Annotated in this window: 25 protein-coding genes; 14 read left to right on the plus strand and 11 right to left on the minus strand. The window is 59.0% G+C overall.

Annotated elements, in window-relative coordinates:
* The first annotated feature begins 30 nt into the window (after positions 1–30).
* Positions 31–351, plus strand: coding sequence for a thioredoxin (gene trxA, locus BUA54_RS08720; protein WP_072856855.1), 321 nt, complete (start codon positions 31–33; stop codon positions 349–351).
* A gap of 56 nt (positions 352–407) precedes the next feature.
* On the opposite strand, the gene BUA54_RS08725 is transcribed toward trxA, so the two are convergent.
* Positions 408–1,328, minus strand: coding sequence for a hypothetical protein (locus BUA54_RS08725; protein ID WP_072856856.1), 921 nt, complete (start codon positions 1,326–1,328; stop codon positions 408–410).
* A 101-nt stretch (positions 1,329–1,429) separates the two neighbouring features.
* Here BUA54_RS08725 and hslV point away from each other — a divergent pair, with 101 nt between their 5' ends.
* The 4 genes from hslV (at position 1,430) to BUA54_RS08745 (ending at position 5,690) form a co-directional block, all read left to right on the plus strand.
* Complete coding sequence (hslV, locus tag BUA54_RS08730) at positions 1,430–1,987, plus strand: ATP-dependent protease subunit HslV (protein ID WP_072856857.1); 558 nt, start codon at positions 1,430–1,432, stop codon at positions 1,985–1,987.
* Entirely contained in the window at positions 1,984–3,048 is a 1,065-nt protein-coding gene (locus BUA54_RS08735) for a hypothetical protein (protein ID WP_072856858.1), read from the plus strand. Before hslV ends, BUA54_RS08735 begins: the two co-directional genes overlap by 4 nt.
* Before the next feature lie 2 nt (positions 3,049–3,050).
* On the plus strand, positions 3,051–4,349 hold the full coding sequence (gene hslU, locus BUA54_RS08740) for an ATP-dependent protease ATPase subunit HslU (RefSeq protein WP_072856859.1): 1,299 nt from the start codon (positions 3,051–3,053) through the stop codon (positions 4,347–4,349).
* A 105-nt stretch (positions 4,350–4,454) separates the two neighbouring features.
* Positions 4,455–5,690 (plus strand): MFS transporter, encoded by a 1,236-nt coding sequence (locus BUA54_RS08745; RefSeq protein WP_072856860.1) that lies wholly within the window; start codon positions 4,455–4,457, stop codon positions 5,688–5,690.
* Here BUA54_RS08745 and BUA54_RS08750 read toward each other — a convergent pair.
* From BUA54_RS08750 to BUA54_RS08760, 3 genes are read right to left on the minus strand one after another with little or no spacing between them, the layout of a single operon-like run.
* Positions 5,673–6,251, minus strand: coding sequence for a Smr/MutS family protein (locus BUA54_RS08750; RefSeq protein ID WP_072856861.1), 579 nt, complete (start codon positions 6,249–6,251; stop codon positions 5,673–5,675). The two genes, BUA54_RS08745 and BUA54_RS08750, sit on opposite strands and share 18 nt — an antisense overlap.
* A complete protein-coding gene (mltA, locus tag BUA54_RS08755; RefSeq protein ID WP_072856862.1) occupies positions 6,251–7,282 on the minus strand; it encodes a murein transglycosylase A in 1,032 nt (343 codons plus the stop codon). Before mltA ends, BUA54_RS08750 begins: the two co-directional genes overlap by 1 nt.
* Positions 7,282–7,947 carry a Tim44/TimA family putative adaptor protein gene (locus BUA54_RS08760; protein ID WP_072856863.1) on the minus strand — a complete coding sequence of 222 codons (666 nt, stop codon included), beginning with the start codon at positions 7,945–7,947 and terminating at the stop codon, positions 7,282–7,284. Before BUA54_RS08760 ends, mltA begins: the two co-directional genes overlap by 1 nt.
* A gap of 108 nt (positions 7,948–8,055) precedes the next feature.
* Here BUA54_RS08760 and BUA54_RS08765 point away from each other — a divergent pair, with 108 nt between their 5' ends.
* Positions 8,056–8,547: an FxsA family protein gene (locus BUA54_RS08765; RefSeq protein WP_072856864.1), complete on the plus strand. Its 492-nt coding sequence runs from the start codon at positions 8,056–8,058 to the stop codon at positions 8,545–8,547.
* 55 nt (positions 8,548–8,602) lie between these two features.
* Positions 8,603–9,124 carry a protein-export chaperone SecB gene (gene secB, locus BUA54_RS08770; protein WP_072856865.1) on the plus strand — a complete coding sequence of 174 codons (522 nt, stop codon included), beginning with the start codon at positions 8,603–8,605 and terminating at the stop codon, positions 9,122–9,124.
* Here the strand turns inward: secB and dnaQ are convergent.
* The 4 genes from dnaQ to BUA54_RS08790 are packed head-to-tail and all read right to left on the minus strand — an operon-like array spanning position 9,121 to position 11,825.
* Positions 9,121–9,816, minus strand: a complete 696-nt coding sequence (dnaQ, locus tag BUA54_RS08775) for a DNA polymerase III subunit epsilon (RefSeq protein ID WP_072856866.1) — start codon at positions 9,814–9,816, stop codon at positions 9,121–9,123. The two genes, secB and dnaQ, sit on opposite strands and share 4 nt — an antisense overlap.
* Entirely contained in the window at positions 9,809–10,399 is a 591-nt protein-coding gene (coaE, locus tag BUA54_RS08780) for a dephospho-CoA kinase (protein ID WP_072856867.1), read from the minus strand. Before coaE ends, dnaQ begins: the two co-directional genes overlap by 8 nt.
* Positions 10,396–11,229: a shikimate dehydrogenase gene (locus BUA54_RS08785; RefSeq protein WP_072856868.1), complete on the minus strand. Its 834-nt coding sequence runs from the start codon at positions 11,227–11,229 to the stop codon at positions 10,396–10,398. The genes coaE and BUA54_RS08785 overlap by 4 nt, the downstream gene beginning before the upstream one ends.
* A complete protein-coding gene (locus BUA54_RS08790) occupies positions 11,226–11,825 on the minus strand; it encodes a Maf family nucleotide pyrophosphatase (protein WP_072856869.1) in 600 nt (199 codons plus the stop codon). The genes BUA54_RS08785 and BUA54_RS08790 overlap by 4 nt, the downstream gene beginning before the upstream one ends.
* A 402-nt stretch (positions 11,826–12,227) precedes the next feature.
* Between BUA54_RS08790 and hemJ the strand changes: the two genes are divergently transcribed.
* The 7 genes from hemJ to BUA54_RS08825 all read left to right on the plus strand — a co-directional run bounded on the left by hemJ (position 12,228) and on the right by BUA54_RS08825 (position 19,547).
* Complete coding sequence (gene hemJ, locus BUA54_RS08795) at positions 12,228–12,677, plus strand: protoporphyrinogen oxidase HemJ (RefSeq protein WP_072856870.1); 450 nt, start codon at positions 12,228–12,230, stop codon at positions 12,675–12,677.
* 121 nt (positions 12,678–12,798) lie between these two features.
* Positions 12,799–14,073: a transcription termination factor Rho gene (gene rho, locus BUA54_RS08800; protein WP_072856871.1), complete on the plus strand. Its 1,275-nt coding sequence runs from the start codon at positions 12,799–12,801 to the stop codon at positions 14,071–14,073.
* Positions 14,074–14,092: 19 nt separating this feature from the next.
* Positions 14,093–15,358 carry a tRNA uridine-5-carboxymethylaminomethyl(34) synthesis GTPase MnmE gene (gene mnmE / locus BUA54_RS08805; protein WP_072857045.1) on the plus strand — a complete coding sequence of 422 codons (1,266 nt, stop codon included), beginning with the start codon at positions 14,093–14,095 and terminating at the stop codon, positions 15,356–15,358.
* 2 nt (positions 15,359–15,360) lie between these two features.
* Positions 15,361–17,232 carry a tRNA uridine-5-carboxymethylaminomethyl(34) synthesis enzyme MnmG gene (mnmG, locus tag BUA54_RS08810; protein ID WP_072856872.1) on the plus strand — a complete coding sequence of 624 codons (1,872 nt, stop codon included), beginning with the start codon at positions 15,361–15,363 and terminating at the stop codon, positions 17,230–17,232.
* Positions 17,229–17,849, plus strand: a complete 621-nt coding sequence (gene rsmG / locus BUA54_RS08815; protein WP_072856873.1) for a 16S rRNA (guanine(527)-N(7))-methyltransferase RsmG — start codon at positions 17,229–17,231, stop codon at positions 17,847–17,849. The genes mnmG and rsmG overlap by 4 nt, the downstream gene beginning before the upstream one ends.
* 25 nt (positions 17,850–17,874) lie before the next feature.
* Entirely contained in the window at positions 17,875–18,657 is a 783-nt protein-coding gene (locus BUA54_RS08820) for a ParA family protein (protein WP_143155392.1), read from the plus strand.
* Entirely contained in the window at positions 18,657–19,547 is an 891-nt protein-coding gene (locus BUA54_RS08825; protein WP_072856875.1) for a ParB/RepB/Spo0J family partition protein, read from the plus strand. Before BUA54_RS08820 ends, BUA54_RS08825 begins: the two co-directional genes overlap by 1 nt.
* Here the strand turns inward: BUA54_RS08825 and hemW are convergent.
* Genes hemW through rph form a run of 3 tightly spaced genes read right to left on the minus strand, consistent with a single transcriptional unit; the run spans position 19,529 to position 22,018 of the window.
* Positions 19,529–20,743, minus strand: coding sequence for a radical SAM family heme chaperone HemW (gene hemW / locus BUA54_RS08830; protein WP_072856876.1), 1,215 nt, complete (start codon positions 20,741–20,743; stop codon positions 19,529–19,531). The genes BUA54_RS08825 and hemW overlap by 19 nt on opposite strands.
* Entirely contained in the window at positions 20,706–21,314 is a 609-nt protein-coding gene (locus tag BUA54_RS08835; RefSeq protein WP_072856877.1) for a non-canonical purine NTP pyrophosphatase, read from the minus strand. The genes hemW and BUA54_RS08835 overlap by 38 nt, the downstream gene beginning before the upstream one ends.
* A complete protein-coding gene (gene rph, locus BUA54_RS08840; protein ID WP_072856878.1) occupies positions 21,311–22,018 on the minus strand; it encodes a ribonuclease PH in 708 nt (235 codons plus the stop codon). Before rph ends, BUA54_RS08835 begins: the two co-directional genes overlap by 4 nt.
* Positions 22,019–22,101: the final 83 nt, after the last annotated feature.

The raw sequence follows: 22,101 nt of genomic DNA on the forward strand, positions 1-22,101 counted from the left end.
CCTGACACACAATCCGATTGGAGAAGCCCCATGGCTACCACCGCCGTCACCGACGCCACCTTCGACACAGAAGTGCGCCAGTCCGACATTCCCGTTGTCGTCGATTTCTGGGCCGAATGGTGCGGTCCGTGCAAGCAGATCGGCCCGGCGCTGGAGGAGATCAGCGAAGAGCTGAAAGGCAAGGTGAAAATCGTCAAGGTCAACGTCGACGACAATCCCAATTCTCCTGCCCAGATGGGCGTGCGCGGCATCCCGGCGCTCTTCGTCTTCAAGAATGGCGAAGTCGTGTCGAACAAGGCAGGCGCTGCGCCGAAGGCATCGCTGAAGGGATGGATCGAAGGCGCGATCTAAGCCTAACTGGCTGATCGACTAGCAAAGGGCGTCCCGACGGGGCGCCCTTCGTCGTATCAGACCGGCCAGCCATGTCGGCGCAGGGCATACGCGATCCTTGTCGTGACCTCCTGTGCCGGGCGTCCTGCGTTGATCGACATGCGCTGCAGGAACCACCAAAGGTAGGTTTCGAATTCCGATGTCTCACGCCAGTTGGCGAAGGCTGCTTCGACACCGTCGCGCGGGACGTTGCCGGCAATGTGGTGAAAATCGATCTGGGCAAAAAGGACGGCCGGCTTGCGGAAGAAATAGCCCGCAAGCGCGACCGAAGAGTTTTGCGTCACCACAAGTTGGCAGGCGTTCAGGCACGTCACCATGTCCTGCGTGCCGATGCTGACGTTGCCATGACGGGTCTCGATTTCGGCGAGCGCGGCACGGTCGCGGTCGTCGTAGCGCTCTTTCGGATGCAGCGTCGCGATCACGTCGTTATGCGGAAACAAGGTTGCGGTGCGTGATATCATCTCGACCGGACTACACGACTGGAAGGACCGGTGCTTACGGATCAGGCCCTGAAGCGGAATGTAGATTGGACCATCAGCCACAGCCTCGTGCCGGGCCTGCGGAAACAATCTCTTGCGCCAGGATGCAACAAAGTGTCTGGCAGCGTCGCGGTCGACCGTGTCTGGATCAAATGGTGCCAAAGCGACGTCCCATTCCCAACGTCGCGCCGAGGCTTCGATTTGCCAGAAGGGATAGAAGTAGGACCGACGCATGGTGAGGGCGCGCGGATGGCTGGGGGCGTCCATATGATAGAGCGCAAAACCCGGCCGATCCGCGGAAGCACGGCGCGCTGCATCGGTATTCTCAGTATAGAAAACCCGAAGTCCTGCATCACAGACCGTCTTGGCGACCAGCGCAATAAAATTGTGACGTCCTTCCCGGGCGCTGTCCAGCAGTCCAGTGTCCAGATAAAATGTGACGTCACCGGATCGGCCCATGGCCGGACGGTAGGGTTACGGCTGGATGCGTTCAAGGCCCGACCTTGTCGCCCGCGGCGGTGGCGTCCATATACCGGGTAGCAAAATACAAGGAGGCTCTCATGAGCCGTGAAGATTTTCCCGGCTGGCACGGGACGACAATCATCGGTGTTCGCAAGGGCGGCCAAGTCGTCATTGCGGGCGACGGACAGGTCAGTCTGGGCCAGACGGTCATCAAGGGCACTGCCCGCAAGGTGCGGCGTCTGGCGGTGAAGGGTACGGATGTCGTCTGCGGTTTCGCAGGGTCGACCGCCGATGCCTTCGCGCTGCTCGAACGGTTGGAAAAGAAGTTGGAGGCGACGCCCGGCCAGTTGCAGCGTGCCTGCGTGGAGCTGGCGAAGGACTGGCGCACCGACAAGTATCTGCAGAAGCTGGAGGCGATGCTGATCGTCAGCGACGGCAGCGATCTTTACGTCATTACCGGCGCGGGCGATGTGCTGGAACCCGAACATGACGTCACCGCCATCGGGTCGGGGGGCAACTACGCGCTTGCCGCGGCGCGGGCGCTGATGGACACCGACATGGATGCCGAACAGATCGCGCGCCGGGCGATGGCGATCGCGTCGGACATCTGCGTCTATACCAACGGCAACCTGACCGTCGAGACCATCGCTCGATGATTGACCGTGACGACCTGCGCGCAGCCACCGCCGCGGGTGTCATATCCGAGGCGCAGGCCGCATCCCTTGCCAGCCTGGCCGACAGCCGGCGAGGCGCGCGAGAAGGACTAGCGGCGGGTGACGAACCGTTCGAGCTGTTCCGCGGATTTAATGAGATCTTTATCGTCGTCGGACTGCTGATCCTGTCGTCGGGCTGGGTCGGCGTCGTCACACTCTTCGTGGGGGTCAGCGACCGTGGCAACGGTGCGCTGATCGGCCTTCTGACAGCGGCCCTGACTTGGGTGCTGTCGGAATACTTCGTGATCCGCCGGCGGATGGTGGCGCCGGCCATAGCGCTCTCGATCATGTTTGCGCTGACGGCTTTGCTGTCTTTCGGCATCTGGTTCGCGCAGCCCTTCATGGTGGCGCAAAACGATTTCAGCAGCCTGCCCTGGCCCGCCGTCTGCGCGACGCTGGCGGTGCTGGTCTATTGGGCCCGGTTCCGTGTGCCCTTCGCGCTGGCCATCGTCGCCGTAGGGCTCTTCTCCATCGGCATCTTGATCGCCGCCATCGCCCGCGGCACCCCGGCCACCTGGGTCGAGATGTTCAAGCTTTCGGCCGATGGGCCCTTTGCCTGGATCACGCTTGTGCTGGGTCTTGCCGTCTTTGGTGTCGCGATGCGGTTCGACATGTCCGATCCGCACCGCGTCACCCGGCGATCGGCGAACGGGTTCTGGCTGCATGTCGTCGCGGCCCCCGCGCTGGTCAACACCGTCGCGCTGTCGTTGCTGGACCGGGGCGGGGCGGCAAATCTCTTCCTGCTGGCGATTCTCGGGCTGTTTGCCCTCGTCGCCATTGTCATCGACCGCCGGTCGTTCCTGATCGCCGCCATCGGATACATCGTCACGCTGTCGTTGACCGTCTTTCGCGGCGAAAGTGCCGCCCTGCCGATCCTGATGCTCGGGATCGTTCTTCTCCTCCTCGGCGCGTTCTGGGCCCCTATTCGCGCCACCCTCCTGCGGCCCTTGGCGGGGGTGCTGCCCCTTGACCGTCTGCCGCCCGTTTCCCTGACAAAGGACTGATCATGACCGATCTGACCCCCCGCGAAATCGTGTCCGAGCTGGACCGCTACATCATCGGCCAGAACGACGCAAAGCGTGCCGTGGCCGTCGCCATGCGCAACCGCTGGCGCCGTCAGCAACTGGGCGACGACCTCCGCGACGAGGTGTACCCGAAGAATATCCTGATGATCGGACCCACCGGCGTCGGCAAGACCGAAATCAGCCGCCGTCTGGCGAAACTCGCCCGTGCACCTTTCATCAAGGTCGAGGCGACGAAGTTCACTGAAGTCGGCTATGTGGGTCGCGACGTGGAACAGATTATCCGTGACCTTGTCGAAAGCGCGATCGTCGAGACGCGCACTTGGATGCGCGAGGATGTGAAGACCAAAGCGATCGAAGCCGCGATGGAGCGTGTCGTCACTGCCGTCGCTGGCAAGGACGCCCGTGAGGGTACCCGTGAGATGTTCCGCAAGAAGCTGAAGGACGGTCTACTGGACGACACGGTGATCGAGCTGGAGTTGAAGGACACCTCCAATCCGCTGGGTGGGTTCGAAATACCGGGCCAGCAGCCGGGGATGATGAATTTGGCCGACATGTTCGGCAAGATGTCCGGCGGGCGCACGGTTAAAAAACGGATGACTGTTGCGGAAAGCTACGACGCCCTGATCGCGGACGAGGCGGACAAGCTTCTGGACGATGAGACCGTCACCAAGGCTGCTCTGGAGGCGGTGGAGCAATCCGGCATCGTCTTTCTGGACGAGATCGACAAGGTTTGCGCCAAGTCCGACGCGCGCAGCGCCGACGTCAGTCGTGAAGGCGTGCAGCGCGACCTTCTGCCGCTGATCGAGGGCACGACCGTCAGCACGAAGCACGGGCCGATCAAGACCGACCACATTCTCTTCATCGCCTCGGGGGCCTTCCACGTCGCCAAGCCGTCGGACCTGCTGCCGGAACTGCAGGGGCGTTTGCCGATCCGGGTGGAGCTCCGCGCGTTGACGGAGGAGGACTTCGTCCGCATCCTGACTGAGACGGACAACGCGCTGACGTTGCAATACTCGGCGCTGATGAAGACCGAAAATGTAATTGTAACGTTCTCCGAGGACGGCATAGCGGAACTGGCCAAGATCGCAGCGCAGGTCAACGAGAGCGTGGAGAACATCGGCGCCCGCCGGCTCTATACCGTGATCGAGCGGGTGTTCGAGGACCTGTCCTTTACCGCGCCCGACCGGGGCGGAGAGGAGATCGTGATCGACGCCGCCTTCGTCGAGAAGCACTTGGGCGAGATGTCGCGGTCCACCGACCTGTCGCGCTACGTGCTCTGATCCGCGCCATGGCGGGGCAGGCCGCGATGCCGGCCCCCGACAAATCTGCGCGCTGATCCTCATTTCGCCCTTTCCCTCCAGCAGGTGTGGGATCACAAGGGCGCAATGACCGCCGCGCCGACCTACCTCCGCTTCGTGAAAGACAATGCGCCGTTCCTCGTGACCGGCGCGCTCCTGATGTTCCTGTCCAGCTTCGGACAGACGTTCCTGATCGCGGCGTTTGGCGGAGAGATCCGCGATGCCTATGGGCTGACGAACGGCGAATGGGGGCTGATCTACATGATCGGCACCGGCGCCTCCGCGGCCATCATGGTCTTTGCTGGCGGTCTCGCGGACAGGTTCCGCGTGCGGGTCCTCGGGATCGGCACGGTCCTGTGCCTCGCGGCGGCCTGCGTGTTCATGGCGCTCAATCCCTTCGTGATCCTGCTGCCCGTCGTCATCTTCGCGCTGCGCTTTACCGGGCAGGGGATGACCAGCCATGTCGCGGCCGTCGCCATGTCGCGCTGGTTCGTGGCGACGCGGGGACGTGCCCTGGCCTTTGCCGCCTTCGGCGTCATGGCGGGAGAGGCTTTGCTGCCCCTGACGATGGTCTGGCTAAAGCGGTTCGTCGATTGGCACATCCTCTGGATCGGGTTCGCGGTCTTCGCCGTGTTGGCGTCGCTGGTGCTGTTCCGGCTGCTACGACTGGAGCGATCCCCGGCCTCCGTCGCACAGGAAACGAGCGCGACAGGCATGGACGGACGGCACTGGACCCGCGCCGAAGCGCTGCGCCACCCGATGTTCTGGGCGATGGTCCCGGCAGTCATGTCCTTCTCCGGCTTCGCCACCGCCTTCTGGTTCCACCAGGCCCATTTCGCCGAGATCAAAGGCTGGACCCAGCTTGAACTGGTGTCGGTCTTTCCGCTGGGGACCGCGGCGCTCGTGCTGTCGACGATCGTCTATGGCTGGGCCCTCGACCGCTTCGGCGCCCTGCGGTTGCTGCCGGTCTATCTGCTACCGCTGGTCGCGGCCTTCGTGCTGCACTGGTATGCGACCGAAGTCTGGATGACCGCCATCGCGGTGATCCTGATGGGCAGTGCAGGGGGCGGTCAGGCGACCTTGCTGAATGCCTGCTGGGCCGAGCTTTACGGCACGCGCCATCTCGGATCGATCAAGGCGGCGGCCACGGCGCTCATGGTGCTGGGATCGGCAATCGGGCCGGGGCTGTCGGGCTGGCTGATCGATGCGGGCGTGGGCTTCGAGGTGCAGCAGCTCGGCTATGCGGCCGTCTTTGCCTTCGCCGCCCTCGTGCTGATCGTTCCCGTCCGCAACGCGAGGCGTAGCCTAACGGCGTTTGCGTAGATAGACGTAATAGGCCCCGTCGCCGCCGTGCTTGAGGTGCGCCGGACGCACCTCCAGCACCGCGGGGGCCAAGGGGGGCAGTTTCAGCCATTGCGGGACGTAACGGCGCAGCACGCCGCGTCCCTCCGGTGCCCAGCCGTCGCTGACGCGGCCCTTGCCGGTGATGACCAGCACCAGCCGCTTTCCGGCGGCCTGCGCGTTCAGAATGAAAGCGATCAGCTCGGGATAGGCCTCGTCCTGATACATGCCGTGCAGGTCGAGCCGCCCTTCCGGCTTCAGCTTGCCCGCCTTCATCCGCAGGAAGTTCTTGGCGTCCATCGCGACGGGGGCACTACGCAGACGCTCGCGCAGCGGGGGCAGGATATCGTGGGGGCGGGTGACGTCCGCCTTCGCGCCGACGTCGAAAGGCGCAACGGGTGATTTTGGTGCGACCTTGCGCGACGGCAGCACGGGATCGGGCACAGGCTTTGGCCGCTTCTGAGCGTGAAGCGGTTTGACCTGCGCCCTGACGTGGTCCCAGACCGCTTTGTCGTCTGGGGAAAGGTGCCGGGGCCTTCGCATCAGTAGTCCAGCGGATCGCTGACCTTCGCCAGCGCGTATTCGACGGGCATCAGCACGACCATGCGCCCGCCGTCCTTCACCGCACCGGCCGCCGCACCGGCGGCGTCGCCGGTGCCGAAGTAGATGTCCGCCCGCTGTGCGCCCTTGATCGCGGACCCGGTATCCTGCGCGACCATCAAGCGCCGCATGGGGTCCGTGCCATCCTTCTCGATCCAGACCGGCGCACCGAGCAGGGTGATCGCGGGATCGACGGCAATGCTGCGACCGGGCGTGATCGACCGGTTCATTGCGCCGAGGGGGCCCCGTTCGGCAGGAACTTCATCAATTGTGCGAAAAAACACGTAGGATTCATTCAGCCACAAAAGGCCGGGGCCTTCTTCCGGATGGTCCAGCACCCACTGGCGGATGACCGGAGACGATACTTCGTCCAGCGTGAATTCGCCGCGGTCAACCAGCGCGCGTCCGATCGATGTATAATCGCGCCCGTTCTTTCCCGCATAGCCCACCCGGATCACACGGCCATTGGGCAGGCGGATGCGCCCTGATCCCTGCACTTGAAGAAAGAATAGATCGACCGGATCGGAGAGCCAGGCAATCTCCATCCCGCGATCCGCGAAGGGCTGGTTTTCCTCGATCTCGCGCCGACTATAGACGCCTTCGGTACCGTCGTCCGGCAGACGATAGATCGGGTAAGGGTAAACCTCGTCGGGGGTCAGGCTGCCGCGCAACTCCGGCTCGTAATAGCCGGTGAAAAGCATGGGCTGGCCGTCCTCGATCAAGACAGGCTGAAAAAATGTTTCAAAGAAGTCGCGCGCTGCCGGGCCATCCTTGGCAAAGGCGCAAAGGCGCGCCCAATCGGGGCGGGGGATGTCGCCGCAGGTCTGGATAAATACATTAAGAGCTGCTGCATGATCATCGGCGGCCCAGCCGTCGAGGTCTTCGTAGGTCAGGAAAGTGTAAGTCGGTTCAGCCATGGCCGTCCCAGTCATCGCAAAGATCAGAAGAGACGTCCGTGCCAGACCCCGAAGCATTATTCGCCAGTGGCCACCAGCCGCCAGTTGGGATCAGCGCTGTCCATGACGCGAGCAAAAGTCCAGACGTCCTTTTGACGCTTGATCGCGTTGGGATCACCCTCGACGATGTCGCCGCCGTGATCGCGGACGACATAGTTCATCTCACCGGTGAAGCGGACGGTCATCTCGGCCTCTTTCGTCTGCGGATCGAATGTCGCGTCCTTCAGGCCAAGGTCGCTGATGCCGACGAAAACGGCAGTGACCTGCAGTCCCTGGTCTGCACGCTGGTGAACCACCTGCTCGAATGCGTCATAGACGTCGGGCGAGATGAAATTACGAACCTCGTCAAGACTGCCATGCTCAAAGGCGATCAGGATCATCTCGTAGGCAGACCGCGCCCCGGTCAGGAACTGCGTCACGTTGAACGACGGATCGACCCGCTTCATGGCAGTCAGCGCCTGCGCTGTATCGCTTCCTTCCGTCGCGTGATCTGTGATGTCGCGGTCGGGCCCACCCTCGATCACCTCGAAGTCGCGCCGGCGTGAATCGGTCTTTACCACCTGATCCGCTGGAATTTGCGGCTTTTCAAAGCCTTCACGGGTGCCGAGAACGCCCCGCAGCCGCAGGATCAGAAATATTGCGATTCCCGCAAGGACGAGCAGCTGGATGATGGGTCCGTTCATGTGTTCCTCTTTCCGGGCGGCTGGAAACCGTCAATGGTCCATCCTATGTAGGGGCCACCCGGGGTCAAGTCCACCTGCGCCCCCGCCACCGTGACCAAAGGACCCGATATGCGACTGCTTCTGGCGTTCATCGCCGTGCCCCTGATCGAGATCGCCCTTTTCATTCAGGTTGGCGGGCTGATCGGGTTGTGGCCGACGCTGCTCATTGTGCTCGTGACGGCGGTACTGGGGTCTTGGCTGGTCCGCACGCAGGGTGCAGCAGAGCTTGGGCGGCTGCGGCAGTCATTCTCGACCTTGCAGGATCCGGCAGAACCCCTTGCAAACGGCGCAATGATCCTGTTCGCCGGGGCATTGTTGCTTACGCCGGGGTTCTTCACCGATGCCTGCGGCTTTGCTCTCTTGATCCCCGCCGTGCGCCGCCGCGCCTTTCTGGCCATCAAGTCGCGCGTCCGGTTCGCACAGTTTGAGATGGGGCCGCAGTCCGGAACGCGTCCGACCGGACCGGTCGGGCCCGATGACCGTGTGATCGACGGCGAGTTCGAAACCATCGATCCGGACAAGCGTCCGACGCATGGTCCGTCCGGCTGGACCCGGCATTGAGCACGAAGCCTCTGCCTGATATGTCCAATGGCAACCCAGAGTGAGGAGTGACCAGATGGCCGACAACGAGACCCCGGAAAACGACACGCCCCAGAAACCCGTGCAGCCGCCGCAGATCACGAACCGTATCGTCGCACAGTATGTCCGGGACATGTCGTTCGAGAACATTCTGGCGCAAAAGGGGATCAGCGGCGATGCGACCCCCGACATTCAGGCCCGCGTCGATGTCGAGGCCCGCAAGCGCGGCGGCGATGACCAGTTCGAGGTTATCACCAAACTGAACATCACCAGCAAGACGAAGGAAAAGGGCGAAACCCTGTTCGTGCTGGAAGTCGACTATGCCGGGGTCTTTCAGGTAAGCGGCGTTCCGGACGAGCAGATGGGGCCGTATCTGATGATCGAGTGCCCGCGTCTTGTTTTCCCGTATATCCGCAAGTTGGTTGCTGACCTGACGCGCGAAGGCGGCTTCCAATCTTTGAATCTTGAACAGTTCGACTATGTGGCGCTTTATCGGGCAAAGCTGGCTGCTCAGATGGAAGCGCAGAAGAAGGCGCAGGAAAATCAGCCGGTCAATTAGGCCAGCCTTTTCCATAAGGCGCCGTCACCCATGTTCGCCACGAAAGCGTCATGGGCGGCGGCTTCTTCTGAAGTAAGACGTGAAGGCAGCGGTTTTTCGCGGGGCGCCGGGCGCCAAGCCGTTTCCGTCTTGATTGCCGGTCCCGTCGCCGCCCGTGTCGACAAGGCGAAATCCGGCTGACGCCCGCCGATCAGTTCAAGATAGACCTCCGCAAGGATTTCGCTGTCCAGCAGGGCGCCGTGAAGGGTACGGGCATCGTTGTTGATACCGAACCGGCGGCACAGGGCATCCAGAGAGGCGGGAGACCCCGGAAACCGCCGACGCGCTATGGCAAGCGTGTCGAGCGCCCGATCCATTGCGATCGCTGGTTTCTTTGCCCAGCCAAGTTCCGCATTCAGGAATTTCATGTCGAAGGCAGCATTGTGAATGACAAGCTTCGCATCGTTGCCGATGAAGTCGAGGAAATCCTGGGCAATCGCAGCGAAGACAGGCTTGTCGCGCAGGAAATCGTCGCCCAGACCGTGCACCTCGAACGCGCCTTGCGGCATGGTCCGCTGCGGGTTGATATACTGATGATAGGTCCGACCGGTCGGCATGTGATTGATTAGTTCAACAGCACCGATTTCGACAATGCGGTCTCCGTCTTCAGGCTCGAACCCAGTGGTTTCCGTGTCGAGAACGATTTCACGCATGCTTTTTTCCTGTCAGATCGTAAATCAGGTTTTGCACGGCAGTCCGGGTGTCGTCCAGTGTCAGTGTTTCGATCACCACGTCGGCGCGACGACGCTTTTCCGCATCCGGGATCTGGCGTGTCAGGATAAGGTCGAAGGTCTCTTGCGTCATGCCGGGGCGGGCAAGAACGCGGGCGGCCTGCACCTCGGCCGGGGCGCTGACCACAAGAACCGTGTCCAGCCATTCGGCCGCACTTGTTTCGAACAAAAGCGGAATATCAAGAACGACAAGTTCGTGCGGGTGGGCGGCGATGAAGGCATCGCGGTCGGCCTTGACCAGAGGATGGACGATCTCCTCCAGTCGCTTCAGCGCCTCGGGGTCTGTGCGCAGGATTTCATTGAGGGCAGGGCGGGACACCGCGTCACTCTGGACGGCTTCCGGAAAGATACGTTTCACGGGTTCAACCGCGGCGCCACCGGGGGCATAGAGGCCGTGGACCGTTGCGTCTGCGTCCCAGACCGGGATGCCCATATCGCGGAACATGGCAGCGGTCGTGCTCTTGCCCATTCCGATCGAGCCCGTAAGCCCAAGAAGATGTGTCATGCCAGCACGGCGGCTCGAAGCGCTTCGTCGACCTCCGGTCGTCGACCGAACCAGCGTTCGAAACCCGGCACGCCTTGATAAAGCAGCATGCCGAGACCGTCGACGGTCTCGCACCCTCGGTCGGCTGCGCGTTGCAGCAGATCGGTCTGCAGTGGGTTGTAGACGATATCGGTAACGATGGTGGAGGGGCGCAGATGGTCCAGCGACACGCGCAATTCGGGCTGACCTGTCATGCCAAGGGATGTCGTGTTGATAAGAAGTGCTGCGTCGCCAAGCACCGTTCCAGCCTGCACCCAGTCGACAACGACGATCCGCTGACCGAATTCTGCCTTCAACGCCTCCGACTTGGCACGCGTACGATTGGCCAGCAGGATCTGCGGAACCCCGGCATCCGCAAGAGCCACAATTATGGCACGTGCTGCCCCACCGGCCCCAAGGATCACGGCGGGTCCATCCTTCGGATCCCAGCCCGGCGCGCCGTGTCGAAGGTTGGCCATGAAGCCGTAACCGTCCGTATTATCCGCGTGAATCTTTCCATCTTCTCGGAAGATGAGCGTATTGGCCGCTCCGATAAGGGTCGCACGGTCAGAGACATGATCGACGAACTTCAGCACTTCGGTCTTGTGCGGGATCGTGACGTTTGCGCCGACAAATCCCATGCGGGGCAGGGTACGAACGACATCCTTCAGATCCTGCGAGGCGACATGCAGGGGCACGTAATCGCCGCGCAGATCATAGCGCCGCAGCCAGTGGCGATGCATCACGGGAGAGCGGGACTGGCTTATCGGGTTGCCGATCACACCGGCGAGGGGAATGTCTGGACGTGTCATGCCGCCAATGTCCCGCGCAGCGTCAGATATGACAAGAGTTCCAACAACGGCAAACCGAGGATATTGAAATAATCGCCTTCGATCCGATGGAACAACCGGACGCCCTCCGCTTCGATCTGGTAGGCGCCGACGCAGTGACGGATCTCCTCCCAGTTCCGGGCGACGTAATCGGCGATGAAGGTGTCACTGGCATCGCGCATATGAAGACGCACGACGCCTACATGCCGCCACTGCGGCTGTCCGTCCACATAGACGACAGCGGCAGAAAGAAGACTGTGCATCCGACCCCGAAGCGCTTGCAGTTGCGCTTGGGCAGCTGCAGGATCTTCTGGCTTTGACAAAATATCCTGTCCAAGAGCCAGAACCTGGTCGCAGCCAACCACCACTGCTTCCGGCTGCCTGACTGAAACCTTTCGCGCTTTCAATTCTGCCAGCGCATCGGCGACATCACGGGGCGATGCGCCCTCTGCCTGTAGCGCCAAGCGAACGGCGTCCTCGTCAATCCGAGCGATCTGCGTACGAAATGTCACACCGGCATTGCGGAGGAGAGTGGCACGGATCTTCGATCCGCTGGCCAGGATCAGGTCGTCAGTCATGTGGATAACCCATCGGAAAAGCGGTGCCCGCGATATCTTCAGATGTGCGACAACGATCGTCCGAAGACAAGTGAGCTGCGGAGGAGGGGATAAGACACCTGAAGATGAACAGGTGCTTAACATGGGGATGGGAGAACTGACCCATGTGCACAAATCTCATTTGATGACAGAGTCAAGACTGATGAGGACTGAAATATGCCGGAGAGGTCAAGATTAACCGTATAAATTTATGATACTTTTATATCCTTGCGTGCCGTAACTTCCGTCTCCCTCTTGGCTGTTGATGTGGATAATTCTGGGTATGAAATATTAATCCACAGATTCTGGTCCTACCTAAAACATCATCATCTTTCTTTTTTCTCTTTATTCTTTAAGGAGACGTAAACGTTTGACGGGGACAAGATCGTGGGTTGGCTCAACGGATACTATGACTGGATCAAGGCAGTGCATGTCATGGCCGTGATCGCATGGATGGCCGGGCTGTTCTATTTGCCGCGTCTCTTCGTCTATCACGCCGAACGCGCTACCGTTGGATCCGAGTTGGATCGGACCTTTCGGATCATGGAAGACAAGCTGCTACGTTTGATCATGCGGCCGGCGATGATCACGGCATGGATCTGCGGCGGATTGATGGTCGCCATGGGAGGCCTCGATTTTAGCGCGGTCTGGGGGTGGGCAAAATTAGGTGCCGTGATTGCCATGACGGCGGCACATGTCTGGATGGCAGCGCGAAGCAAGGATTTTGCCGTGGGTCGTAATACCCGATCCGGTCGCACCTATCGGCTGGCAAACGAAGTGCCGACGGTCCTGATGATCGTGGCTGTCGTTGCGGTCGTCGTGAAACCCTTCTAAGACGCGTTGACTTTTCATACAGCGACAATTATCGCTGAATGACGCTGCCCGTCCGGGCAATCCTGCGTTTCCCCGATCCGAACTTTTGATACGCCCGCCGCGGCGTCTGGAACCATACCTCATGTCCGAACACCGTCTGAACCTGGCCGACCTGAAGGCACAGAGTCCTAAGGACTTGCTGTCCATGGCTGAAGAACTCGAGATCGAGAATGCCTCGACGATGCGGAAGGGCGACATGATGTTCGCCATCCTGCGTGAACGAGCGGATGAGGAGTGGCTGATCGGAGGCGACGGCGTTCTGGAAGTCTTGCAGGACGGGTTCGGCTTTCTGCGGTCGCCCGAAGCGAATTATCTTCCCGGCCCGGATGACATCTATGTCTCGCCCGAGATGATCCGGCAATATTCCTTGTCGACCGGTGATACGGTTGAAGGGACTATGAAGGAACCCAATGATAATGAACGGTATTTCGCGCTGAAGACCGTTGAGAAGATCAACTTTGAAGATCCCGAGAAGACAAAACACAAAGTCGCGTTCGAAAACCTGACACCGCTCTACCCTGACGAGCGGCTGAAAATGGAAGTTGACAGCGAGCACGACAAAAAGGACCGGTCCGCCCGGATCATCGATCTCGTTTCGCCAATCGGGAAGGGTCAGCGTTCGCTGATCGTCGCGCCGCCGCGGACCGGTAAAACTGTCCTACTGCAGAACATCGCGCATTCGATCGAGAAAAATCATCCAGAGATTTATCTCATCGTCCTGCTGATTGACGAACGCCCGGAGGAAGTCACGGACATGCAGCGAAGCGTGAAAGGGGAAGTCGTATCATCGACGTTCGACGAACCCGCTTCTCGACACGTTGCAGTTTCCGAAATGGTGATCGAGAAAGCCAAACGATTGGTGGAGCAAAAGCGTGATGTCGTCATCCTGCTGGATTCTATCACGCGCCTGGGCCGAGCCTTTAACACTACGGTACCCTCGTCAGGCAAGGTGTTGACGGGTGGTGTGGACGCGAATGCGCTGCAGCGCCCGAAGCGGTTCTTCGGTGCCGCGAGGAATATTGAGGAAGGTGGTTCGCTGACGATCATCGCGACCGCGTTGATCGATACCGGGTCTCGGATGGATGAGGTGATCTTTGAAGAATTCAAAGGCACCGGTAACTCTGAAATTGTGCTGGACCGTAAGGTTGCCGACAAGCGCGTATTCCCGGCGATGGATATTCTGAAATCCGGCACGCGGAAGGAAGAATTGCTCGTCGAGAAAAGTGACTTGGCCAAGACCTATGTCCTTCGGCGGATCTTGAACCCGATGGGGACGACCGATGCGATCGAATTCCTGATCGGCAAGTTGAAGCAGACCAAGACCAACGCGGATTTCTTCGATTCGATGAACACTTGATCGAATTTTGGTAGTTGCCATAGATACGATCTTTGCCTTGGCGTCCGCGCCTGGCCGTGCCGGTGTGTCTGTACTGCGGCTGTCCGGTCCGGATGCGGTTGAAATAGCAGCGAAGCTGATGCGCGACGTGCCACCACGACGCGGGTTGCGGCGGCTCAGAGATAGCGATGGCGCCATGCTGGATGATGCGCTTATTCTGCATTTCGAGAAAGGCCGCAGTTTCACTGGCGAAACCGTTGTCGAGTTTCATTTGCATGGCAGTGTGGCAATTGTGGCTGCCGTTTCGGCTAGTCTGAAGCAAGGCGGTGCACGGCAAGCCGAAGCGGGAGAATTTACACGGAGGGCTTTGGAAAATGGCCGTCTGGATCTAGCGCAAGTTGAGGGCTTAGCTGATCTGATCGATGCTGAAACCGAAGCGCAGCGGAGACAGGCGGTCAGTATTTTTACAGGTGCTCTCAGTGATATGGCGGAGCGCTGGCGCACGCGTCTCGTTCGTGCGGCTGCTTTGGTCGAGGCGACGATAGATTTCGTCGACGAAGACGTACCCGTCGACGTCTATCCAGAAGTTCTATCTCTTTTAAACGATACGGCGACAGAATTGATATCGCAGACTGAAGGCGCGCACGCCGCTGAGCGGATACGTGATGGATTCGAAGTTGCTATCGTCGGTCGCCCGAATGTAGGCAAATCAACGTTATTGAACCGATTGGCAGGTCGGTCTGCTGCTATCACGTCCGATATCGCTGGCACCACCCGCGATGTCATTGAGGTGCGGATGGATCTTGCGGGTCTACCGGTCACCTTGCTTGATACAGCCGGGATACGTGACACGACTGATAAGGTTGAAAAGCTTGGAGTATCGCTGGCTCTTCAGCGGGCAGAAATGGCAGATCTAAGAATCTTTCTTATGGAAGATTCGGAGGATTTGCCAATGACTCCTCATGCCGACGATTTGATGCTGCGTGCGAAGGCGGATGTATACGGTGACGGCGTATCCGGACTGACGGGGCAGGGGGTAGATGAAATGCTCAAGGACATCACCCGCATCCTAGAGCTTCGGGCAATGGGTGCCAGTGTTGTCATTCGCGATCGACACCGAGACGCGATGCAGCGGGCAATTGTCGAAATTGATCGTGCAAGGGTAATGATTGATGGTGCTGCGTCGGCTGACTTGGTCGCTGAGGACATCCGAAGTGCCACGCGCGCGGTTGACATGCTCGTCGGGCGGGTAGATGTAGAGGACCTTCTAGACGAGATCTTTCGCAGTTTTTGCATCGGGAAATAGCAATGTTTCACGTGAAACAATTCGATGTCGTGGTCATTGGCGGTGGACACGCCGGCTGCGAAGCCGCACTTGCCTCTGCGCGGTCCGGGGCCGAAACTGCGCTTATAACGTTAAATACCGAGAGCATTGGCGTCATGTCCTGCAACCCTGCTATCGGCGGATTGGGAAAAGGGCATTTGGTTCGAGAGATCGATGCTCTTGGCGGTGCGATGGGTTTGGTGGCAGATGTATCTGGCATTCAATTCCGCCTGCTGAACCGAACCAAAGGTCCAGCCGTCCAAGGTCCGCGAACGCAATCTGATCGGCTGCGATATCGTCAGGCAATGCAAAAAGTTATCGAAAATCAAGAACTACTTACTGTTATACAAGGCGAAGTCGTTGATTTCGGTACTCAAGACAATGTCATTGAGTCAGTTCAGTTGGCTGATGGTTCTATATTGACAACGCATGCCCTGATTTTAACAACGGGGACATTCCTGCGCGGCGTTATTCATATTGGTGATCAGCGGCACGACGGTGGTCGGATGGGGGACAAAGCGTCCGTAAGGATGGCTGAGCGCCTGGACCATTTTGGTCTGAAGCTAGGGCGCTTGAAAACTGGCACACCTCCTCGGCTTGATGGTCGGACCATTCAGTGGGATAAGCTGGATAGGCAGGTCGGAGATGACGTGCCGTCGCTCTTTTCCTTTTTGTCGATAGGTGTAACCGCGCCCCAAGTCGCGTGCGGTATTACCGAAACAAACTCGAAAACTCATGATATCGTCCGCGCCAACCTCGAAAAGTCCGCAATGTATGGCGGCCATATCGACGGCGTTGGACCGCGTTATTGTCCATCCATCGAAGATAAAATTACCCGTTTTGCGGATAAGGATTCACATCAGATTTATCTGGAGCCAGAAGGTCTGACGAGCGACACAATTTACCCGAACGGTATATCAACCTCTCTGCCGGCTGACGTCCAGGAAGCCTACGTGCACTCGATCAATGGTCTCCAAGACGCCGTAATTAAGCAACCCGGATATGCGATCGAGTACGATTATGTCGATCCCCGCAATCTACACCCATCCCTTGAACTAAAGGTTTGCCCGGGTCTTTATTTGGCGGGGCAAATCAATGGCACAACCGGGTACGAGGAGGCGGCAGCGCAGGGAATCGTTGCCGGATTGAATGCGTCGCGTCGTGCGCGTGGCTTGGAAGCTGTGCATTTCAGCCGTTCCAATTCATACATTGGTGTCATGTTGGACGACCTGACGTCGCGAGGTGTGACAGAGCCATATCGTATGTTTACATCTCGCGCAGAGTTTCGCCTTGCCCTTCGGGCTGATAATGCGGATCAGCGACTGACACCTCTTGGCCGAGAGTACGGTCTCGTGCCCGACGATCGCTGGGCTGCCTTTTCGAAGAAGATTGATAAAATATCTGCAGTGCGCGCGCATCTTGAAAAGATCAATCTCTCGAGTGCGGAAATAGCCGACGTTGGTGTTAATATTGGTCGCGATGGTGCAAGCCGTTCAGCATTGGACGCGCTGTCTCTGGCAGATATGGAATTTGAAAAACTCGTCGAACTTGTGCCGGGTTTAGACGATGTCGAACCATCTATCAGCGCTCAGATTCGCAATGACGCGCTTTATTCGCCTTATATCAAACGTCAGCAGCGGGACATAGATGCATTACGTCGCGACGAAGCGATGACTATTTCGCCGAATTTCGACTATGGTTCGTTGTCTGGGCTTTCGAATGAGCTGAAGTTGAAATTGAAGGCCGTTAAACCCGCTTCCATGGCACAACTCTCAAAAATTGAAGGGATGACACCTGCTGCAAGCTTGCTTGTGCTATCTGCGGTACGTCGCAGTCAGGTTAGTCGGGCCGTATGACGCCTGAGTCAGAAATTTTCAGTAATGTTTCACGTGAAACAATTCATGATTTGGAACGGTATCAAGAACTGCTGCTGGCGTGGACCAAAACCATCAATTTGATTGCTCCCTCGACGGCTGATGACGTTTGGACACGTCATATTGCTGACTCAGCGCAGTTATACAAACTGATTCCTAATGGCTCTCAGAGCGTAACCGACATTGGGAGCGGGGCAGGTTTGCCGGGTATCGTTCTTGCAATTATTGATAAATTCCGCGACCAAAAGCTCCAATTTACGTTGATTGAAAGTGACCAGCGGAAAGCCGCGTTTCTGAGGACAGTAAGTCGCAAACTGAAGTTATCGATTACAGTATTGCCCGCTCGAATTGAGGCCGTAGATCTGCAAAGGGCGGATGTCTTGACTGCCCGTGCGTTGGCACCGCTGCAAACTCTTTTGTTGTTCGGCAATAGTTTGCTCCATTCCGAGGGAACCGCCCTTTTCTTGAAAGGACGCACGTATCAGAACGAACTCGCTCTGGCTCAGCAAACTTGGAATTTCCAGTACAAGCTGCACCACAGTGGTACTGATCCAGATTCGCGTATCTTGGAAATCAGGGATATTAAACGTGGCCAATGATGATCGTTCACCGTCAACAAAGATAATGGCCGTTGCCAATCAGAAGGGCGGCGTCGGAAAGACAACGACGACCATAAACCTCGGCGCAGCATTGGCAGAGCAGGGCCAAAAGGTACTTTTGATCGACTTGGACCCGCAAGGCAATGCCTCGACTGGATTGGGTATTGCGCTCGATAGACGTGATGTAACGACCTACGATTTTCTGATTGGCGATGCGAGTCCTGCCGAGGCTGTGCAGCGAACCGATGTCCCGAATCTATCGATAATACCGGCCACGACTGACCTCAGCTCGGCAGATATCGAGCTGATCTCGAATGAAAAACGGTCATTTTTGCTGCACGACGCCTTGAGGCAACTGCCAATGGATGCATACGGCTTTGATTATATCCTTATCGATTGTCCGCCGTCGCTGAATATTTTGACAGTCAACGCAATGGTGGCAGCCCATGCCATGATCGTACCGTTGCAAAGTGAATTCTTTGCCTTGGAAGGACTGTCTCAACTCATGCTGACAATTCGCGAGGTACGTCAGACCGCGAACAAATCTCTACGGATAGCGGGGGTCGTTTTGACCATGTATGATCGGCGCAACAATTTGTCCCAACAGGTCGAGGCCGATGCCCGCGAGAACCTGGGCGGGCTCGTCTTTACGACCGTCATCCCGCGGAACGTGAGATTGAGTGAGGCGCCATCCTATGCCATGCCCGCGCTGACCTACGACAGTCAGTCTGCCGGCAGTCAGGCCTATCGTAAACTTGCCCTTGAACTGATGGCAAAAGACAAGATTTCGATGCGAAAGGTTAGCTGATGGCGACGACACCCAAAAGCCGTGGTCTCGGGCGTGGATTGTCCGCACTGATGGCAGATGTTGCGGTTGATCAGCCGGATACCACCAAATCCGTGCCGCGGAGGCCGGATCTCATGGTGCCGGTAGATCGAATTCGTCCAAACCCGGATCAGCCACGTCGGACCTTCGATGCCGACGCGCTGTCTGACCTTTCGGATTCGATCCGCGAAAAGGGCGTAATCCAGCCGTTGATCGTACGAATTGCGCCGGAGGATTCGGAGATCTACGAGATCGTTGCAGGCGAACGCCGCTGGCGTGCGGCGCAAATGGCGCAACTGCATGAACTGCCCGTCTTGGTTCGCGATTTTAACGATACAGAAGTTCTCGAAATCGCTATCATCGAGAATATCCAACGCGCTGACCTGAACCCCGTGGACGAGGCGGCCGGTTATCGCCAGCTGATGGATCGTTTCGGACATACCCAGGAACAGCTTGCCACGGCCCTCGGTAAAAGCCGCAGCCATATCGCCAATCAGATGCGTCTTCTGCAATTGCCAGACGATGTGCTCGGCTGGCTTTCAGAGGGAAAACTGACGTCAGGTCATGCGCGCACCTTGGTGGGCCACCCCGAGGCCAAAGCGCTCGCGCAAGAGATCATCGGCAAGCAGATGTCCGTGCGAGAGGCAGAGCGTCTACTGAAGAAAGGGCCGACCGCGGGGCGCAGCCAGTCGCCAGCCCGCAGTCGCGCCAAAGATCCCGACACGATCATGCTCGAGCGCGAATTGACCGCGGCCCTTCGGATGGGCGTCAGAATCGATCATGTGGCGGGGCAGGAGGGCGGTAAATTGACGATCACCTACAAATCGCTTGCCCAACTTGATGATCTGATGCGTCAGTTGACCGGGGATTGATTGGCCAGAAGCCGACGCAAGATGCCGTTCAGCACCGGTCGTCCGGCATCAGTTACCCGTAGCCGGTCCGGGTCTTCTGCGATCAGACCGAGTTCGATCAAATCTGCCAATTGCGCCGCAGCCGGATCGAATCCAGCGGTTGCAAGGCGTGAGGTCGACAGGCCGTCCCGCAACCGTAGTCCCATGAGCAGCATTTCAGTCAATTGGTCGGTTCGCGTGATTGCCTCACGCTCGATCTCGCCACGACCGGTGCGTTCGACTTGTGCCAGCCAGGGTAGGGGTGCCAGAGATGTGCTGGTACCCCACCGGCTGCCGTCCAGCGTCAGGCGACCCTGCGCCCCAGGTCCGATCCCGATGTAATCGCCGGACTGCCAGTAGATGCAATTGTGTCGGCTTTCGGCCCCCGGACGTGCATGGTTCGAAATCTCGTAACCGACATAACCCGCATCGGCGCAAATTTCCTGTGTCGCCAGATACAGATCTGCCCCCAGATCTTCGTCCGGTAGATCATGAAGTTGCCCCAGAGTGGCGCGCGCGCCAAAGACGGTGCCATCTTCCACGGTGAGTTGGTAAAGTGATAGGTGATCCACTGCCATAGAAAGGGCGCGTGACAGTTCCGAGGTCCATTCTGCCAAAGTCTGGCCTTGCCGCGCGTAGATCAAATCAAAACTGACCCGATCAAAGATATTGCGGGCGATGTCGAAGGCTGCCATCGCCTCTGCGGTCGAATGCATTCGTCCCAACCGCCGCAGATCGTCGTCGTTCAGGGCCTGCACGCCAAGAGACACCCGGTTGACCCCCGCATCGCTATAGCCTGCGAACCGTCCTGCTTCGACGGATGTCGGATTGGCCTCCAGCGTGATTTCTGCATCGTTTGCCATCGGCCAAGTTGCCCTGATGCGACGCAGGATGGCGTCGATCAGGTCCGGTGACATCATGCTGGGCGTGCCACCGCCAAAGAACACCGACTGGAGAACACGGCCTTTCGTTTCAGCTCCCAGACGATCGATCTCGCTCAGATAGGCCGCCTTCCAGCGCGCCTCGTCGATATGACTCACCACATGAGAATTGAAATCGCAGTAGGGACACTTTGACTGGCAGAACGGCCAATGCAAATAGAGCCCGAACCCGCCATGGCGCCAATCTTCCAATGCGGGATCAGGCAAAGCAGCCGGCCACAAGCTTGGCGAAGGCATCGGCCCTGTGACTGATGCGGTTCTTTTGCCAGCGGTCCATCTCGCCGAATGTCTGGTCATAGCCCTCGGGCTGAAAGATCGGATCGTAACCGTGACCCCGGTTTCCTCGTCCCGGCCAGACGATTTGCCCCGGCATCACACCGGCAAAGACCTCGTCGTGGCCGTCCGGCCAGGCCAGAACCAGCGTACAGCAGAACCGCGCACTGCGGGGGAAGGGCGCGTTCGCCGCCTCCAGTTCCGACCACGCCCGCGCCATGGCCATGTCGAAATCGCGACCTGTCGACGTTTCAGCCCAGTCCGCCGTGCGGACGCCCGGCGCACCGCTCAAGCCGTCGATCTCGATCCCGCTGTCATCCGCCAGCGCGGGCAGGCCGGTTGCCTTGGCGGCCGCATGCGCCTTGATGCGCGCATTGCCGACAAAACTGTCCTCGGTTTCCTCCGGCTCTGGCAGGTTGTGGTCAGCATTCGAAGTCAGCGTCACATCATATGGACGCAGTAGATCGGCAATTTCCTCCATCTTGCCGGCGTTATGCGTCGCGACCACGAGGTCTTTGCCGGAAAACCGTCTCATGTCACTGCCTGCGTTTGGATGCGGTTCAGATCCGCTATTCCGCCACCGGCCAGATCCAGCAGCGTGTCCATCTGTCCACGTGTAAAGGTGGCGCCCTCGGCCGACATCTGGACTTCGACCAGTTTTCCACCGGTCATGATGAAATTGCCGTCGACGCCAGCCTCGCTGTCTTCGGGATAGTCGAGGTCCAGAACCTCTTGTCCGGCGTAAATGCCGCAGGAAATCGCTGCCACCGGATCGACCAGCGGATCGCTGGTGACGACCCCCGCCTTCATCAATTTGTTCACCGCCAGCTTCAGGGCGACCCAACCGCCGGTGATCGCTGCACAGCGCGTACCACCGTCCGCCTGGATGACATCGCAGTCGACGGTGATCTGACGCTCGCCAAGCGCGACACGGTCGACCCCGGCACGCAGGCTGCGCCCGATCAGACGCTGGATCTCCTGCGTCCGGCCGCTCTGGCCGTTCTTCGCCTCGCGCCGCATCCGGCTGTGCGTAGCACGCGGCAGCATCCCGTATTCTGCCGTGACCCAGCCCAAGCCGGAATTCTTTAGGAACGGCGGCACCCGTTCGTCTATGCTGGCGGTGCACAGGACATGGGTATCACCCATCCGGATCAGACAAGACCCCTCGGCATGACGGGTCACGCCGGTTTCGATGCTGCAGTCACGCATTTGGTCGGTCTTGCGGCCTGATGGGCGCATGGGAATGATCCTTTCAAGGTTGCGTTCGTCGGATACGCCGCCCAACCTCGAAATCCAAGCCCGATTGACGTCGCGCCATCAAG

Source organism: Loktanella atrilutea (genome assembly GCF_900128995.1).
GTDB lineage: Bacteria > Pseudomonadota > Alphaproteobacteria > Rhodobacterales > Rhodobacteraceae > Loktanella > Loktanella atrilutea.

Bases quoted from the DNA above. Each gene is read 5' to 3' on its own strand.
- trxA (WP_072856855.1), top strand. From the start codon at position 31: ATGGCTACCACCGCCGTCACCGACGCCACCTTCGACACAGAAGTGCGC.
- BUA54_RS08725 (WP_072856856.1), bottom strand. From the start codon at position 1,328: ATGGGCCGATCCGGTGACGTCACATTTTATCTGGACACTGGACTGCTG.
- hslV (WP_072856857.1), top strand. From the start codon at position 1,430: ATGAGCCGTGAAGATTTTCCCGGCTGGCACGGGACGACAATCATCGGT.
- BUA54_RS08735 (WP_072856858.1), top strand. From the start codon at position 1,984: ATGATTGACCGTGACGACCTGCGCGCAGCCACCGCCGCGGGTGTCATA.
- hslU (WP_072856859.1), top strand. From the start codon at position 3,051: ATGACCGATCTGACCCCCCGCGAAATCGTGTCCGAGCTGGACCGCTAC.
- BUA54_RS08745 (WP_072856860.1), top strand. From the start codon at position 4,455: ATGACCGCCGCGCCGACCTACCTCCGCTTCGTGAAAGACAATGCGCCG.
- BUA54_RS08750 (WP_072856861.1), bottom strand. From the start codon at position 6,251: ATGCGAAGGCCCCGGCACCTTTCCCCAGACGACAAAGCGGTCTGGGAC.
- mltA (WP_072856862.1), bottom strand. From the start codon at position 7,282: ATGCTTCGGGGTCTGGCACGGACGTCTCTTCTGATCTTTGCGATGACT.
- BUA54_RS08760 (WP_072856863.1), bottom strand. From the start codon at position 7,947: ATGAACGGACCCATCATCCAGCTGCTCGTCCTTGCGGGAATCGCAATA.
- BUA54_RS08765 (WP_072856864.1), top strand. From the start codon at position 8,056: ATGCGACTGCTTCTGGCGTTCATCGCCGTGCCCCTGATCGAGATCGCC.
- secB (WP_072856865.1), top strand. From the start codon at position 8,603: ATGGCCGACAACGAGACCCCGGAAAACGACACGCCCCAGAAACCCGTG.
- dnaQ (WP_072856866.1), bottom strand. From the start codon at position 9,816: ATGCGTGAAATCGTTCTCGACACGGAAACCACTGGGTTCGAGCCTGAA.
- coaE (WP_072856867.1), bottom strand. From the start codon at position 10,399: ATGACACATCTTCTTGGGCTTACGGGCTCGATCGGAATGGGCAAGAGC.
- BUA54_RS08785 (WP_072856868.1), bottom strand. From the start codon at position 11,229: ATGACACGTCCAGACATTCCCCTCGCCGGTGTGATCGGCAACCCGATA.
- BUA54_RS08790 (WP_072856869.1), bottom strand. From the start codon at position 11,825: ATGACTGACGACCTGATCCTGGCCAGCGGATCGAAGATCCGTGCCACT.
- rho (WP_072856871.1), top strand. From the start codon at position 12,799: ATGTCCGAACACCGTCTGAACCTGGCCGACCTGAAGGCACAGAGTCCT.
- mnmG (WP_072856872.1), top strand. From the start codon at position 15,361: ATGTTTCACGTGAAACAATTCGATGTCGTGGTCATTGGCGGTGGACAC.
- rsmG (WP_072856873.1), top strand. From the start codon at position 17,229: ATGACGCCTGAGTCAGAAATTTTCAGTAATGTTTCACGTGAAACAATT.
- BUA54_RS08820 (WP_143155392.1), top strand. From the start codon at position 17,875: ATGGCCGTTGCCAATCAGAAGGGCGGCGTCGGAAAGACAACGACGACC.
- BUA54_RS08825 (WP_072856875.1), top strand. From the start codon at position 18,657: ATGGCGACGACACCCAAAAGCCGTGGTCTCGGGCGTGGATTGTCCGCA.
- hemW (WP_072856876.1), bottom strand. From the start codon at position 20,743: ATGCCTTCGCCAAGCTTGTGGCCGGCTGCTTTGCCTGATCCCGCATTG.
- BUA54_RS08835 (WP_072856877.1), bottom strand. From the start codon at position 21,314: ATGAGACGGTTTTCCGGCAAAGACCTCGTGGTCGCGACGCATAACGCC.
- rph (WP_072856878.1), bottom strand. From the start codon at position 22,018: ATGCGCCCATCAGGCCGCAAGACCGACCAAATGCGTGACTGCAGCATC.